This window comes from Paraburkholderia sp. BR10882 (genome assembly GCF_040948855.1).
Classification (GTDB): domain Bacteria; phylum Pseudomonadota; class Gammaproteobacteria; order Burkholderiales; family Burkholderiaceae; genus Paraburkholderia; species Paraburkholderia nodosa_A.
The window spans coordinates 52,268-66,509 of the sequence record NZ_JBFPKP010000021.1 but is presented as its reverse complement, the minus strand read 5'-3'; the positions used below and the strand labels follow the sequence as shown (position 1 = coordinate 66,509).

14 protein-coding genes are annotated in these 14,242 nt (G+C 66.5%); 7 read left to right on the top strand and 7 right to left on the bottom strand.

What is annotated here, in order from left to right; genetic code table 11:
- Positions 1-17: 17 nt before the first annotated feature.
- The gene (locus tag AB3X99_RS34150; RefSeq protein WP_368619489.1) at positions 18-947 is read right to left on the bottom strand and encodes an ABC transporter substrate-binding protein; all 930 of its coding nucleotides are present in this window, start codon (positions 945-947) and stop codon (positions 18-20) included.
- 168 nt (positions 948-1,115) lie between these two features.
- Between AB3X99_RS34150 and AB3X99_RS34145 the strand changes: the two genes are divergently transcribed.
- Positions 1,116-2,027 (top strand): LysR family transcriptional regulator, encoded by a 912-nt coding sequence (locus AB3X99_RS34145; protein WP_368619488.1) that lies wholly within the window; start codon positions 1,116-1,118, stop codon positions 2,025-2,027.
- Positions 2,028-2,087: 60 nt separating this feature from the next.
- Here the strand turns inward: AB3X99_RS34145 and AB3X99_RS34140 are convergent, their stop codons facing one another.
- The 6 genes from AB3X99_RS34140 to AB3X99_RS34115 form a co-directional block, all read right to left on the bottom strand.
- Complete coding sequence (locus tag AB3X99_RS34140) at positions 2,088-2,738, bottom strand: peroxidase-related enzyme (protein WP_342950088.1); 651 nt, start codon at positions 2,736-2,738, stop codon at positions 2,088-2,090.
- 64 nt (positions 2,739-2,802) lie between these two features.
- Complete coding sequence (locus AB3X99_RS34135) at positions 2,803-4,014, bottom strand: acyl-CoA dehydrogenase family protein (protein WP_368619487.1); 1,212 nt, start codon at positions 4,012-4,014, stop codon at positions 2,803-2,805.
- A 309-nt stretch (positions 4,015-4,323) separates the two neighbouring features.
- Positions 4,324-5,535 (bottom strand): cytochrome c, encoded by a 1,212-nt coding sequence (locus AB3X99_RS34130; protein WP_368619486.1) that lies wholly within the window; start codon positions 5,533-5,535, stop codon positions 4,324-4,326.
- Between the two features lie 41 nt (positions 5,536-5,576).
- A complete protein-coding gene (locus AB3X99_RS34125; RefSeq protein ID WP_368619485.1) occupies positions 5,577-6,389 on the bottom strand; it encodes an ABC transporter ATP-binding protein in 813 nt (270 codons plus the stop codon).
- Positions 6,383-7,483: an ABC transporter permease gene (locus AB3X99_RS34120; protein WP_368619484.1), complete on the bottom strand. Its 1,101-nt coding sequence runs from the start codon at positions 7,481-7,483 to the stop codon at positions 6,383-6,385. Before AB3X99_RS34120 ends, AB3X99_RS34125 begins: the two co-directional genes overlap by 7 nt.
- Before the next feature lie 4 nt (positions 7,484-7,487).
- Positions 7,488-8,525, bottom strand: coding sequence for an ABC transporter substrate-binding protein (locus AB3X99_RS34115; protein WP_069266828.1), 1,038 nt, complete (start codon positions 8,523-8,525; stop codon positions 7,488-7,490).
- A gap of 381 nt (positions 8,526-8,906) precedes the next feature.
- On the opposite strand from AB3X99_RS34115, the gene AB3X99_RS34110 reads away from it, so the two are divergent.
- The 6 genes from AB3X99_RS34110 to AB3X99_RS34085 all read left to right on the top strand — a co-directional run bounded on the left by AB3X99_RS34110 (position 8,907) and on the right by AB3X99_RS34085 (position 14,053).
- On the top strand, positions 8,907-9,125 hold the full coding sequence (locus tag AB3X99_RS34110) for a hypothetical protein (RefSeq protein ID WP_069266827.1): 219 nt from the start codon (positions 8,907-8,909) through the stop codon (positions 9,123-9,125).
- 173 nt (positions 9,126-9,298) lie between these two features.
- The gene (locus tag AB3X99_RS34105) at positions 9,299-9,766 is read left to right on the top strand and encodes a rhodanese-like domain-containing protein (RefSeq protein ID WP_368602073.1); all 468 of its coding nucleotides are present in this window, start codon (positions 9,299-9,301) and stop codon (positions 9,764-9,766) included.
- 45 nt (positions 9,767-9,811) lie between these two features.
- Positions 9,812-10,774, top strand: a complete 963-nt coding sequence (gene epsC, locus AB3X99_RS34100; RefSeq protein ID WP_342950081.1) for a serine O-acetyltransferase EpsC — start codon at positions 9,812-9,814, stop codon at positions 10,772-10,774.
- Entirely contained in the window at positions 10,774-11,037 is a 264-nt protein-coding gene (locus tag AB3X99_RS34095) for a helix-turn-helix domain-containing protein (protein WP_069266894.1), read from the top strand. Before epsC ends, AB3X99_RS34095 begins: the two co-directional genes overlap by 1 nt.
- A 114-nt stretch (positions 11,038-11,151) precedes the next feature.
- Positions 11,152-12,084, top strand: a complete 933-nt coding sequence (locus tag AB3X99_RS34090) for a family 2A encapsulin nanocompartment shell protein (protein ID WP_368602074.1) — start codon at positions 11,152-11,154, stop codon at positions 12,082-12,084.
- Entirely contained in the window at positions 12,059-14,053 is a 1,995-nt protein-coding gene (locus AB3X99_RS34085) for a family 2A encapsulin nanocompartment cargo protein cysteine desulfurase (protein ID WP_368619483.1), read from the top strand. Before AB3X99_RS34090 ends, AB3X99_RS34085 begins: the two co-directional genes overlap by 26 nt.
- The last annotated feature ends 189 nt before the right edge of the window (positions 14,054-14,242 follow it).

Genomic DNA, 14,242 nt, shown 5'->3' with positions numbered 1-14,242 from the left:
GGGCGATGGACGTCCGTTCAGGGAGCGGTCGACGAGAACTGTTTGTCGAAGCTCGGCGCAACGTCGAGGCGTGTTTTGATGACGTCCGCGCGCAGGTAGAGATCGGCGGTGCGCTGCTGCTCGGCGATCACGCCGTTGTCGATCGGCACGGGATGCAGTTGGGCGCGCTGATAGACGGTTTTGAGCACGTCGGCGGGCAGACCCGTCACGCGCGACTGGATCGCCGCGACTTCGTCAGGATGCGAGAGCGCCCAACGCTGGCCGGCCGCCACGCGACGCAGGAAGTCGGCGAGTTCGGCGTGCTTGTCGCGGATCGCCGTATCGGTGGCGGCCTCGAAGCTCAAGCCCGATGAAACGCCCACGCCGTTCGCGATGCTGCGCGTATGCTGGCGCGCTTCGGTGAGTGCCACGTAAGGGTCCCATGTGGACCAGGCGTCCACGCTGCCGGTGGCGAGTGCGGCCTGGGCGTCGACGGGCTGCATGTACGACAAGGTCACGTCGGTGAGCTTGAGGTTCGCATGTTCGAGCGTGGCCACGGCGAGATAGTGGCCGATCGAGCCGCGCGTGGTGGCGATGCGCTTGCCCTTGAGGTCGGCAGCGTTGCGGATGGGCGAAGCGTAGGGCACGACGATCGCGAGATCGACAGGCGTCGAGCGCGTGGCCGAAACGGCGCGGATTTTCGCACCTGCCGAGTACGCGAAGATGAGCGGGGCGTCGCCCAGGCCGCCCACGTCGATCGCGCCCGCGTTGAGCGCTTCGCCCAGCGGCTGCGCGGCGGGAAAATTGAACCATTCGATCTGGTAGGGCACGTCCTTTAGCTGGCCCGACGCTTCGAGTATGCCGCGCGTCTGGAGCTGCTGGTCGCCGACCTTGAGCGTGGCGGCGGATACAGCCAGCGGCAACGTTGCAGCAATCGCGACAAGAAAGCGGACATAAGCGCGGCGCATGAAGATTCCCTGGGTAATGCGGATAGCGAAGAGAGCACGATACGGAGCGCTCCCGTATAAGGCAAACGCATTGTTCTTCTAAGGAAATATGCAGATCGCAAATGCGCCGGCGCTTGAACGAAGCGTTGCAACGACGTTAAGCTACGCGATCAATACACCGGGATCATCATGACACTCGACGAGATCGAAGCCTTCGTCGCCGTGGTGCGCAGCGAGTCGCTGAGCCACGCGGCCGAACGGCTCGAACTGACGCAGCCCGCCGTGACTCGCCGCATCCAGAATTTCGAGGAAGCATTGGGCGTGGCGCTGCTCGATCGCAACACCAAGCCCATGCGCACGACGCCGATGGGCCGCGCCGTGTACGACCAGTGCCGCGCCATCGTGCGAGAGATCGACGCGCTGCGGCAACTCGTGAACGACGGGGCGCCGCTTGCGGGCGTGCTGCGTGTGGGAGTAGCGCAAACCGTTGCCGACATCGCGATGCTCGACGCGCTGCAATCGCTGCGTCACGCGCATCCCGGGTTGCAGGTGCGCGTATCCACGGGGTGGGGCGCACCGCTGCTGCAAAAAGTGGAGGACGGCGAACTCGACGCGGCCGTCGTGCTGTTGCCCGCGAACCGCGCGTTGTCCGAAACGCTGGTGGCGGAGTCGCTCAGCTCGCTCAAGCTCGCCGTGGTCGCGCAAAAGGGGCTGCTGAAGCGCCGCGCCTGGACGCTCGCCGAATGCCAGTCGCACGGCTGGGTGCTCAATCCGGACGGTTGCGGCTTTCGCGCCGGCCTGCAGCATGCGCTCGCTGCGCAAGGCCACGCACTCAAACTGAATTTCGAAACGCTCGGCACCGAGTTGCAACTCGGGCTCGTCGCGGACGGCGTGGGCCTCGGTGTCGTGCCGTATCCGCTCGTCGTGGCGAGCGCGCACGCCGATTTGCTGGACATCGTGCAGGTGAGCGACTTCAAGCCCGAAATCGCGGTGCGTATCGTCCGCTCACGCGCCATTGGCAAGATGGAATCCGCTATCGCGGTGCTGGCGCAAAGCGTTGCGCAAAGCTTCAAGTCGGCGAAGCTTGCACGCGCGGCGTGAGCGGCGGTAGCGCCTGCGGCGTGCGGCGGCGGCTATACGGTCCCGTCGACGGCGCGAATCTTATGATGTCTCGCGGTCTCTTCCCGAGAAAAACTGATCGTCTGGCACGACATTGAGCGCGATCGTCAGACGGTTCGCGTAATTGAAGAAAGCGGATATTTCGAGGATCTCGACGATCGCCTCTCGCGTGAAGCCGAGGTCGCGGAGCCGCTGCAAAGCGCTGTCGTCGACAAGGCCGGGTTCGCGCGTGAGCTGCTCCGCAATCCCGGCTAGCGCCGCCTCCTTCGGATCCAGCCGAACGTGATGCCATCCCTGCGCAATGCGCTGTGCGCGCACGGTGTCGCCGAGCGCAGTCGCGAGCGACTGGGTGTGGTTGAACACGCAATAGCTGCAGGTGTTCGCCGCGGAAGTGACGACTGCGATCAGTTCTCGCTCGGCGGCCGTCAGGCGGCTGCGATGCGGGTCGAACAGATGTTCGTAGAACGCCACGAGCCGCGACGCCGTGTCGGGGTTGACGGCCAGTGCGGCCAGCCAGTTTGGCACGAAGCCGTATTGGCGCCGAAATCGCTCGAAGAGCTCGGCAGCATGCGGCGGCAGCCCCGATTCTTCGGGCAGGCCAAGCCGGGAGACGGGCTCGTGTGCGATGTCGTGACCGGCAACGAAATCCGCCCGACGCGACGCGATATCGATAGTGGATGCGGCAGAAGACATAAAAGGACTCCTTATGTTTTGCGTGCGAACCGGAAATCTTCGAAGAATCGTTGAGATGCGTGCGCTATACGGTTTGGCCGAGGACGCCCAGCCATAGCTGGCCGATCAACTCGTGCGTTGCATCGGCGTTGGGCGGATGGAACGCGCCGGCGCGCACGTCGCGAAAAAGCCTTTCGAGTTCCTGCCGGCGCGAGAGCGAACCCGCGCCGCTCACCTGCAAGGCGAGATTGACCACACGCAGCGCGCCATCGACGGCGTGCTGTTTGGCCGCAAGGAGTTGCGCGAGCCACAGTTCGCCAGGTGCGTAGCCGTCCCACCAGCGCTGTGCGGTACGCTCGAGCAGCGCCTCGATGCTCTCCAGTTCGATCGCGGCTTGCGCGACGTGGGCCTGCGTGAGCGGCTTGAACGCATACGTCTGGCCGCCCAGCGCGAGAGAGCGCCGCGATCGCGCCGCATCCAGCGCCAGGTCGAAAGCGCGCTTCGCGATGCCGTAATACACCGCGCCCAGCCCGGGCAGGACTGCGCCAAGAATGCCGTCGACGAATGGATCGTCGGGCGGCCCCGCGGGCAACACGCGGGTGACGTGCTCGGGCTGCGCAACGACGCCTTCGAGCCACGTGTCGTGACTGCTCGTCGCACGCAATCCGAGCGCGTCCCACGTGGGCTCGGTGCGATGGCCCGCCGCGTCCCGGCGAATGAAGGCGTGCACGATGCGCGGATTGGCCGGATCGCTGTCGTCGCGTCCATGCACGCCGAGCCAGTCCCATGCGGGGGCGAGCGACGTGAATATCTTGTGGCCCTCGAAGCGCCAGGCGCCGCCGGGTAGCGGCGTCGCGCGCACTGTCGAGTCCGCGAGGCCCGCATCGTTGCCAGGCTCGCCATGGCCTGCGGCGAACACCTTGCCCGCGCCGATCTCGCGCAGAATCCAGTCGGCCGAAGGATCGCCGCGCCGCCACAGATGCAAGGCGGCGCCTGCCCAGTAGAGATGCATATTGAGTGCGAGCGCCGTGGCGGGCGCCCGGGAGGCGAGCCTGATCTGCTCGCGCAATAGCGCCGGCAGCGTGAAACCAAGGCCGCCGAACTGGCGCGGCACGCTTGCACGCAGGAAGCCTGATGCGTGGAGGTCAGCCAGATCCTCTGCGAAGAACGCGTTCTCGCGGTCGTACTGCGCTGCGCGGCCACCGATGCGCTCCAGCAGTGATTCGGTGAGCAGTGGCGACCCCGCTTGCGGGGTAAGTGATGATTGCGGCGCTCGATGTTCCAGTACGGTACTCAAGACGTTACCTCCTGCATGGGCGCGAGCGCGGGTCACGTCACCGTGTGGCGGAAGTGGCCGCGCCCGCAGCGATCCAGATACGGTTGAGAGGTCGCGCTTCAAGACTGCGGGAGCGCGCGGGCGGTGCAATCCGCTCGTTGCCCATTATGGTTTGGGACGCAAACCGTGGCCAATATCAAATCGAGATTTACATATCGAAGGCAGATAATAGGGATGCCGAATCATATGCGTTACTTTTCCGATTCGTTCGATGCGGCGGAAGGTGCGCGATGAAGGTGTGCGATGAAGGTGCGTTTTTCCGTGCCGCGATCAATGCACGTAGCCACCCTTCACGTAACGCACTGGCTCCGCGTCAATGCGCAGCAGTAGCGAAGTGAGCGGATCGGACCGCCCGCGGCTCACGCGCCCGCCGCGCCCGCCGCGTTCGCCGCCCGCGCCGGCGGCTGTGCAGAGCAGCGCCGCGTTGGCCCATGCGGGGTCGCCCGGTTTCGCCTCGGCGCGCAGCCAGCCGTCGCGGTCAGCGATCAGTTGCGAGCCCGCGAAGGCTTGCGCATTCACGCCCGCTATGCCCGCGAACGCAGTCCACGCTCCGGGCGAGACGGCCACGCACGAGGCGTCGCCATTCGCTGCCCAACGCGCGGCTTCGGACGGCGCGGGCAACGCGCCGTCGCGGAACAGCAGCAGCGTTTGCCAGCGCGGATCTTCGAGCGGAGGCGCGCGCCCGTCGACGGCCACGGCCCGAACTCGCTGCCCTGCGCGCCAACTGGCCAGCGGCACGGCCGGCGCGTCGCCGCAGCGCACGTCTAGTGCAGGCAGGGCCACAGGCACGGGCCAGCCTTCGCCGTCCTGCGCGCCGCCGCCCGCGGCCAGCACCTTCAGGTAATCGAGAATGGCCCACGTCTGTGCATCGGACAGGCGTCCTTCGAATCCGGGCATCGTTTGCGCGCCGTCGCGTGCGTGCATGCCATGCAGCACGCGCCAGAACAATTCCCCGTCCAGACGATGACCGAGCAGCGGGCCCACGACGGTCGGCGGCCAGTGCACGAGCGTGCCGGCGCGCGGGCCGTCGCCGCGGCCCGTGTCGCCGTGGCAGGCCGCGCACTCGCGCGCATAGTGTGCCGCGCCGAGCGCGATCGTCTCGACCGAGAAGGGCGTGGTCTGGAAGCTCGTGGGCACGGCGTCGGTCAGCCACAGCGAAGTGTCGGGCCACGGCGCGAACCAGGCGGCGAGTGCGGCCGCGGCGAACAGCGCGATGCGCCGCCCGCGCCAAACCAGGCCCGCGACCGCGAGCAGCAGTGCGCCGCCGGTGGCGGCGAGCGCCAGTGCGAGCTGGCGCGCGACGCCCGCATCGATCAGCAGAACCTCTACGGCGAGGCGTTTCGGCCACGGCCACGCGGGCTGGCCGTGGCTGTCGCCGGCGATGCCGAACGCGTGCGCCACACTGCCGAGTTCGACCTGCGCCGCCTGCAGCGCGCCGAGAAACGGGTTGAGCCAGGCGTTGCCGGAAAGCAGCGCGCTCATCGCCGCGCGTGGGATGAAGCGTGCCGCATTATTCGTATTCCTTACCAGCTCGCGTCGAGGCCGAGATGCTGCAAGGCTTCGCGGCGCAGCGCGGCAAACGCCGGGTCGCCGCGATGGCGCGGATAGGGCAGGTCGACATGCAGTTCGGCCGCGACGCGCGCGGGCCGCGGGCTGAACACGATCACGCGCTGGGCAAGAAAGAGCGCTTCTTCCACATCATGGGTGACGAGCAGCGCAGAGAAACGGTCGCGCTGCCAGAGATCCTCGAGTTCGCTCTGCATTGCCAGACGCGTGAGCGAGTCGAGCTTGCCGAGCGGCTCGTCGAGCACGAGCAGGCGCGGATCGTTGACGAGCGCGCGGGCCAGCGCCACGCGCTGCGACATACCGCCCGAAAGCTGGTGCGGAAAGGCATCCGCGAATTCGGTGAGGCCAACGCGTTCGAGCTCGACATCCACACGCTTGCGTTCCTGCTTGATCACGCCGCGCGCCTGCAGCCCGAGCGCGACGTTCGCGCGCACGCGCCGCCATGGGTAGAGCGTCGGGTCCTGAAACACCACGACGCGCGAGGGATCGGGCCGCTCGATCGGCGCGCCGTCTTGCAGGACCCTGCCCTGCGTCGCCGGTTCGAGCCCCGCGACGAGACGCAGCAGCGTGGACTTTCCACAGCCGCTTGGGCCCAGCAGCGCGACGAATTCGCCCGGCGCGACCGAGAGCGTCACGTCGTCGAGCACCGCGAGCGGGCCCTTGGGCGTGTCGAAGCGGTGGCTCACCTGCTCGACAGTGATATGTGCGCCCCGGATCGCTGGCTCGGGCGAAATCGAGGGCGTGGCGTGCGCTACGGCGGCATTTACCATTTGACGGTTCCTTTCTGCCAGACGAGCGTGCGATCGCGCACGAGGAAGAGCAGGGTGATGAGGCCCGAGAACAGGACAGCCATCACGAGCAGCGCGGCGTACATGTTCGAGTACGACGCCCACCCCTGCGCCCATGTGAGGTACCAGCCAAGGCCGGATTTCACGCCCATCATCTCGGCTGTCACGAGCACCGTGAACGAGGCGCTCAGGCCCATGAAGAGGCCGACGAAGACCTGGGGCAGCGCAGCCGGAATGGCGACGCGCAGCACGAGGAACCGCTGGCTTGCCCCGAGCGTGCGGGCCACGTCGTAGTACGCCTTGTTCACGCTCGCGACTCCCGACCACGTGAGCACGGTCACGGGGAACGCGGTGGCGAGCGCGATCAGGAAGATCGCGGCGGAACGGCTCGACGGGAAGATATAGAACGCGAGCGGCAGCAGCGCCGTGGCGGGCACGGGGCCGAGCACGCGCATGACGGGGTGCACCCAGTAGCCCACGGCGCGCGACCAGCCGATCGACACGCCGATGAGGAATCCGGCCGCGCCGCCGTAGAGAAAGCCTACGGCGAGCAGGCCGATCGAATGGGCCACGCAATCGGCGAGCCGCGCCCAGTCGTCGCGATAGACCTCGACGAGCGCCTGCGGCGGCGCGAAGAACGGCGTAGGCAGGAGCGCGGTCTTCGCCGTGAGGATCTCCCAGAGCGCGAACGCAACGGGCAACGCGATCAGCCATGGACCCGCTTTTCTCAAGCCGCGCAGCGCGGGCCGCAACCGCTCGCTGCTGCGTTCGAGAGCGGGCAGTACGAGCGCGAACAGCGCGAGCCATGCCGCGATCGCCCAGGCGGCCGCGCCCAGTTCGGCGGTATAGGCCCAGTCGGAAAAACCGGTGATGCGGTTCGGCCACAGGCGCGTGACGCCGCCAAACACGGCCCATGCCGCCGCCACCGCGAGCCCGGTGTACCACGCGGTTGGCTGCCCGGAAGAACGCCGGCCCCGCAGGTCGACATTCGCGAAAGGCTGGCCTGCGCCTTCGCTGGCCTCCAGCGCGTCGCTGGCGCCGGCGCGCGCCAGCGCAGGCCGTTCGAGCGTCGTCATCGCGTCACCCCAGTACGTTGGTGTAGACGGCCGCGGCGAAGCGCTGCGGGTCGGTGGTGGGCTTGAGCACGCCGGCGCGCTTGAAGTCCTCGGCGAAGTACGCGATCTCCTGCTGGAGATCGACGTTGGTCGGATGGTGATCGTAGGTGAGCGACGAATAGAGCTTTACAAGGTCATCCTCGGCGAACTTCGGCGTGTACTTCGCGAACGATTTCGCCGCTTCCCGCGGGTTCTCGCGCGAGAAGTCGGTGGCCTGAATCAGCGCACGCGCAAGCGCCGCAGCGGTCGGGCGATCGCTGCGCAGCAGCGAGCCCCGTGCGGCGATCACGCAGCAGACCTTGTGCGCGTATTCGTCGGAAAGATTGCTGGCGAGATGCGTGTATGCACCCGGACGTTGCCGTTCCAGCAGATAGAGATTCGGGTCGCCGTCGGCGATGGCCTGGATCTCGCCCTTTTGCACGGCGACATCGAGCAGGTCCGCGGGATACTGGCGCCAGCTCACGTCGCGGTCCGGGTCGATGCCGTGCTTGAGCAGCAGGATGGCGAAGAAGTTCTTGCCCGGAGAGGCGAGGTCGCTCACCCCCACGGTTTTGCCTTTGAGCGCGGCGAGCGACGTCACGCCGGCCGCGCTCGAGCCGATCAGGCGCACGCATCCGCCGTGCACGCTGCTGATGATCTTCACATCGAACCCTGCCTCCAGCGGTTTGAGCCAGCGGTGGATCATGCCGACCGCAGCGTCGGCCTTGCCGGTGGAAAGCGTTTGCAGCAACTGGTCGTTCGAGCCGGCGTAGCTCACTAGATTGACCTTCAGTCCGTTCTTTTCGAAGAACCCCTGCTCCTGCGCGACGGCGACGGGCGTGAGGCAAAAGCCGTTCGGCGCCCACGCGAAGGTGAACGGCTTGAGCGCCGGCGCCGACCATGCCTTGCGGCCGAGTGTCAGAACCGGCGCGCTCAGCGCGGTCGCGCCGGCGGCGCGCAGCCATTTGCGGCGTTGCCCGTTCGGGGCGGGCGGGGTGAGACTGGAACCGTGCAATGCGGCCATGAATCGGTCTCCGTGCGGATCGAAGTGAAGAGGCGCTTGAGGTGAGTGCGGTCTGCATACGTGCGCGCGCGTCGCCATGAATCGAATCGTATGTAAACCTAATTAAATGGCGTAAGTATTGGAAAGCGACGTCGAATGTCAGCGTAATGCCGAATCTGGTTTGCCGCGAAATAATGAATTGCGCAAACCATATGCTGTCGTTTGTCATCGGACGTTCCAGCGTGAATATTCCCGCCCATGCAGGCAAAGTGCATCGTGATGACGAAGTGATGCCCGTGCTGATTTGCTAACGCCAAAGCCTTCTTTGCCGTCGTGCGCTTCTTGCACCAGGATGAAGTGCCGCGGGCGCTTGTGTCCGCGTTTGTCATTACGGGAGCCTTCATGCGATATAAGGGCTACGAAGTCGAAGCGTCCGCACACGCATTGCCGAGCGGACTCTACGCGGCGAACCTGACCATCGAAAACTGGTCGTCGCCGCCCGGTTCGTCGTTCACTTTCGACGCACTCGATTACTTCTTCGAGGCCGATCACGCCATTGCGTACGCCTCGCGCTGGGCGCGACTGTGGATCGACCAGCGCGGCAGGCCGGCGTCATGTTGACGAGGGCGCACGCGATCGAATTCGCACGATTGCATCTCCCACCTGTGCCCATTTGCATATCAGTTTTTATTGGTTGGAACGGCGGCGGCGCACTTGCATAGTGGAATCCTGATGGCTATAGGCGGCAGCGCTCCGAGGGTCGGGGCGCTGCCGTCCACATTAAGGAGACACTGATGACAGTGGAACTGCATGAAACGCCGCTGCACGCGGATCTGGAAGCGGCGCGCGGCGCCGCGCAGGCGGCCGGCCTGCCCTACGCGGGCAGCGTGACGCCGCGGCAAGCCTGGGCGCTCCATCAGGCGGGCGAAGCGGTGCTCGTGGACGTGCGCACGGCCGAAGAGCGCAAGTTCGTTGGCCACGTGCCCGACACGTTGCATGTGGCGTGGGCCACGGGCACGAGCTTCACACGCAATCCGCGCTTCGTGCGCGAGCTCGAGGCAAAGACGGGCAAGAGCGCGGCGATTGTCCTGCTGTGCCGCAGCGGGAACCGGTCGGCACAGGCCGCCGAAGCGGCGGCCAAGGCGGGTTTTACCCATGTGTTCAACGTCACCGAAGGCTTTGAAGGCGACCTGGACGAAGCCGGCCGGCGCGGGCGCCGTAATGGCTGGCGTTTTCATGACTTACCGTGGGTGCAGGATTAGAGCCTGTTCCCGACGCCCCCAACGAATAACGAAGAGAGAACTGGCGTGACCGTATTTCATGTGTCGGAAATCGTCGATGCGCTGCAGGGCGTGCGTCAGCAATGGCGGGAATTGCAGCGCCGCGCCCTGGAGCCGGGCGGGCGCGACCTGCCCGCGCGCGAAGCGCTGGCCGAGGTCGTCGAAACGCTCAAGGGCGTGCTGTTCCCGATGCGGCTCGGGCCGCCCGACCTGCGCCAGGAAAGCGAGAACTTCTACGTCGGCCATGCGCTCGACGCCGCGCTGCACGCACTGCTGGCGCAGGCGAGGCTCGAACTGCGCTACAAGGCGCGCCACGCCGAAACCGATCACGGCGAAATCGATGCACGCGCATTGGCTGCCGTGCGTGCGTTCTCGCAGCGCCTGCCAGTCATCCGGGGATTGCTCGACAGCGATGTGCTCGCGGCGTTCAACGGCGATCCGGCCGCGGGCAGCGTCGACGAGGTGCTGCTCTGCTATCCGGGCGTGCTGGCGATGATTCACCACCGGCTCGCGCACGAACTCTACCGGCTCGGTTTGCCGCTGCTCGCGCGCATCATTTCAGAACTGGCGCATGCGGCCACCGGCATCGACATTCATCCGGGCGCGCAGATCGGCAGTGCGTTCTTCATCGATCACGGCACGGGCGTCGTGATCGGCGAAACCGCGATCATTGGCGAGCGCGTGCGTGTGTACCAGGCCGTGACGCTCGGCGCAAAACGCTTTCCCCGCGACGCGGCCGGCAATCTCGAGAAAGGGCTGCCACGTCATCCCATTGTCGAGGACGAGGTCGTCATTTATGCGGGCGCGACGATACTCGGGCGTGTCACGCTCGGGCGCGGCGCGGTGATTGGCGGCAATGTCTGGCTGACCGAAAGCGTGCCGGCAGGGGCGCATATCACCCAGGCGATTTCCCGGCACGAAGTGCGCGCGCCGGCGCATGAACGCCCCGGCACCGCCGCGCCGGATGCCATCGCAACGGGCGCGGCATGATGAGCGCCATCGTCCATGACTTCGGCGCCACGGTGCGCCGCCTGCGCGAGGCGCAGGCCTGGTCGCAGGAGCGGCTCGCCGAACATGCGGGACTCAACCGCACCTACGTCGGCGAAATCGAGCGCGGCACGGCCATCGCTTCGATCGTCACCGTCGAAAAGCTTGCATTGGCTTTCGGCTTGGGTATCGCGGAGCTGCTTGCGGGTGGGGCCGCGGGCGCGCCGACCGCGATCTCGCTTCCCGGCAGCCCGTTGTCGCCCTGAGGCTTCCCGCACGCTGCCGTCTATAGCCGGTTGATCCGGCTCCATTGGCTCCTCATAATCAGCCGTCTTCATAAGCAAAGCAGTTTTCGTTATAAGTCACCGGAGCCCTCGTTCATGTCCTCGATTCAGAGCGGCCAGACCGCGCTTGGCGATAACGCCGCGCGGCAACTGGCGAATGCCACCAAAACCGTCCCGCAGCTTTCCACGATCACGCCGCGCTGGCTTACGCACCTGCTGCAATGGGTGCCGGTCGAAGCCGGTATTTATCGTCTGAACCGCGTTAAGGATCCCGAAGCAGTGCGTGCCGCCTGCACGGCGCGCGAGGACGAAGGCACGCTGCCCACGACATTCGTGCCTTACGAAGAGCAGCCGCGCGAGTACTTCCTCAACGCGGTGAGCACGGTGCTCGACGTACACACGCGGATTTCCGACCTCTACAGCAGCCCGCACGACCAGATCAAGGAGCAACTGCGCCTCACGATCGAAACGATCAAGGAGTTGCAGGAAAGCCAGCTCATCAACAATCCCGACTACGGCCTGCTGGCGAACGTCGAGGAAGACCAGCGCATTTTCCCGCTGACCGGCGCGCCCACGCCCGACGACCTCGACGAACTGCTCACGAAGGTCTGGAAAGAGCCCGCGTTCTTCCTTACCCATCCGCTCGCGATTGCCGCATTCGGCCGCGAATGCACGCGGCGAGGCGTGCCGCCGCCTACGGTCAGCCTGTTCGGTTCGCAGTTCCTCACGTGGCGCGGCGTTCCGCTGATTCCTTCGGACAAGGTGCCGGTTGCCGACGGCAAGACCAAGATCCTGTTGCTGCGCGTGGGCGACAAGCGCCAGGGCGTGGTGGGCCTGTATCAACCGGGCGTGGCGGGCGAGCAGGGACCGGGGCTCTCGGTGCGCTTCATGGGCATCAACAACCAGGCGATCGCGTCGTATCTGATCTCGCTGTACTGCTCGCTGGCGGTGCATTCGCCGGATGCGCTGGCTGTGCTCGATGACGTGGAAATCGGCAAGTACCATGACTACCCTGACACCTACCGCTAACCCAACGGAAATCGCGCATCCGCCGTTGCCGGGCGGACTGCCGGATCCCGCCACGCTTGCGCGGCTCGCCAACGAGTTCTTCAGCACGTTGCCGGGCGGCGCAGGCGCGCCCGGCGTCGCGGCAGGAAGCGGCGCGGTAGGCGGCGTGCCGTCCGCCTTGCCCGCGGCCGCGCCGATACTTGCCTCGGTCAGCAATCCGGCGCCGGCGGGCTCACCGCTCGCGGGTCCGGGCGGCACCGGCACGGGCGTGCCGGGCTTCGCGCCGCCGCAAGGCAAGGCGCCGGGCTTGAATCTCGCGCCTTCCGCGCCCACGCACGTGCTTTCGCTCGGCAATCGCGTACCCGCGCTCGCGCCGCACGCGGCGGCGGCGAACGGACTGCCCGACAACGCGGTGACGGTCGCACCGGCGCTGGAGCCGCGCGCGGGCGGCTCGCTGCTTGGCGTGCCACAGGCTTACGCGGTGGCCGAGCCGTCCGAGCCAGTGCGAGCCACGACGAGCGAGCGTTCGCCGTTCTACTTCACGGAAACGGCGGGCAACGGCTGGCGCGATACGGCGCGCGATATCGAGGTGCCGGTGCACGGGCTCGCCTCTCCCGAAGCGTTCGGCTTGCCGGGCGACGATGCGCTGCGTGGCCTGCTGACCCCCGATCGTCGGGACTACGATGCAAATGGCGGCCCCGCGCGATACTTTCTCGACGAACGGGCAGCGGCGCCAGGCGTGAGCCAGGGCGTGCCGTTGCGCGGCGCGCATCCGCCTTTCGATGTCAATGCGGTGCGCCGCGACTTCCCGATCCTCCAGGAGCGCGTGAACGGTAAGCCGTTGGTGTGGTTCGACAACGCCGCGACGACGCACAAGCCGCAGGCCGTGATCGATCGCCTCGCGTACTTCTACGCGCACGAGAACTCGAACATTCACCGCGCGGCGCACACGCTCGCGGCGAGAGCGACCGACGCGTACGAGCATGCGCGCAAGACGGTGCAGCGCTTCATCAATGCATCGTCGCCCGAAGAGATCGTGTTCGTGCGCGGCACGACCGAGGCGATCAACCTGATCGCGAAGACCTGGGGCGTGCAGAACGTGGGCGAGGGCGACGAGATCATCGTCTCGCATCTCGAGCACCACGCGAACATCGTCCCGTGGCAGCAGCTCGCCGCGCTCAAGGGCGCCAGGCTGCGCGTCATTCCGGTCGACGATTCGGGCCAGGTGCTGCTGGACGAGTACCGCAAACTGCTCAACGACCGCACGAAGATCGTCTCGGTCACGCAGGTGTCGAACGCGCTGGGCACGGTCGTGCCCGTGGACGAGATCGTGGAGCTTGCGCATCGTGCGGGCGCGAAGGCGCTGGTCGACGGCGCGCAGTCGATTTCGCACATGCGGGTGGACGTGCAGGCGCTCGATGCGGACTTCTTCGTGTTCTCGGGCCACAAGATCTATGGGCCGACCGGCATCGGCGTGGTGTACGGCAAGCGCGAGGTGCTGGAAAACATGCCGCCATGGCAGGGCGGCGGCAACATGATTCAGGACGTGACGTTCGAGCGGACGGTGTTCCAGCCGCCGCCGTCGCGCTTCGAAGCGGGCACCGGCAATATCGCCGATGCGGTGGGGCTGGGCGCCGCGCTGGACTATGTGAGCCGCGTCGGCATCGAAAACATCGCGCGTTACGAGCACGATCTGCTTGCCTACGCAACGAGCGTGCTCGCGCCGGTGCCGGGCGTGCGCCTCGTGGGCACGGCTCGCGACAAGGCCAGCGTGCTGTCGTTCGTGCTGAAGGGCTACAGCACCGAAGAGGTGGGGCAGGCGCTGAGCCGCGAAGGCATTGCAGTGCGCGCGGGGCATCATTGCGCCCAGCCCATTCTGCGCCGTTTCGGTCTGGAAGCCACCGTGCGGCCCTCGCTCGCGTTCTACAACACGTGCGAAGAGGTCGATGCGCTCGTGTCGGTCGTTCGCGGTCTGGCGCCGCGGCAGTAACACGACCCCGGAGCGGCGTTGCCTGACGCCGCTCCCTTCCTCTTTTCCTCTCTCCTTTCCGTTTTCCACTTCCGCGCGATATCGATAAGCCCGTTCGTGAGATATCGATCTGCCAATCCGTTATTGGAGCGGCGCGCGCCGGCTTTCTATACTCGGTTTTCCATCAGCACTCGCACGAGGCGAGTGCCA

Coding starts and splice junctions, on each gene's coding strand:
- AB3X99_RS34110 (WP_069266827.1), top strand. CDS start 8,907: ATGCGATATAAGGGCTACGAAGTCGAAGCGTCCGCACACGCATTGCCG.
- AB3X99_RS34095 (WP_069266894.1), top strand. CDS start 10,774: ATGAGCGCCATCGTCCATGACTTCGGCGCCACGGTGCGCCGCCTGCGC.
- AB3X99_RS34105 (WP_368602073.1), top strand. CDS start 9,299: ATGACAGTGGAACTGCATGAAACGCCGCTGCACGCGGATCTGGAAGCG.
- AB3X99_RS34140 (WP_342950088.1), bottom strand. CDS start 2,738: ATGTCTTCTGCCGCATCCACTATCGATATCGCGTCGCGTCGGGCGGAT.
- AB3X99_RS34115 (WP_069266828.1), bottom strand. CDS start 8,525: ATGGCCGCATTGCACGGTTCCAGTCTCACCCCGCCCGCCCCGAACGGG.
- AB3X99_RS34090 (WP_368602074.1), top strand. CDS start 11,152: ATGTCCTCGATTCAGAGCGGCCAGACCGCGCTTGGCGATAACGCCGCG.
- AB3X99_RS34120 (WP_368619484.1), bottom strand. CDS start 7,483: ATGACGACGCTCGAACGGCCTGCGCTGGCGCGCGCCGGCGCCAGCGAC.
- AB3X99_RS34130 (WP_368619486.1), bottom strand. CDS start 5,535: ATGAGCGCGCTGCTTTCCGGCAACGCCTGGCTCAACCCGTTTCTCGGC.
- AB3X99_RS34125 (WP_368619485.1), bottom strand. CDS start 6,389: ATGGTAAATGCCGCCGTAGCGCACGCCACGCCCTCGATTTCGCCCGAG.
- AB3X99_RS34085 (WP_368619483.1), top strand. CDS start 12,059: ATGACTACCCTGACACCTACCGCTAACCCAACGGAAATCGCGCATCCG.
- AB3X99_RS34145 (WP_368619488.1), top strand. CDS start 1,116: ATGACACTCGACGAGATCGAAGCCTTCGTCGCCGTGGTGCGCAGCGAG.
- AB3X99_RS34150 (WP_368619489.1), bottom strand. CDS start 947: ATGCGCCGCGCTTATGTCCGCTTTCTTGTCGCGATTGCTGCAACGTTG.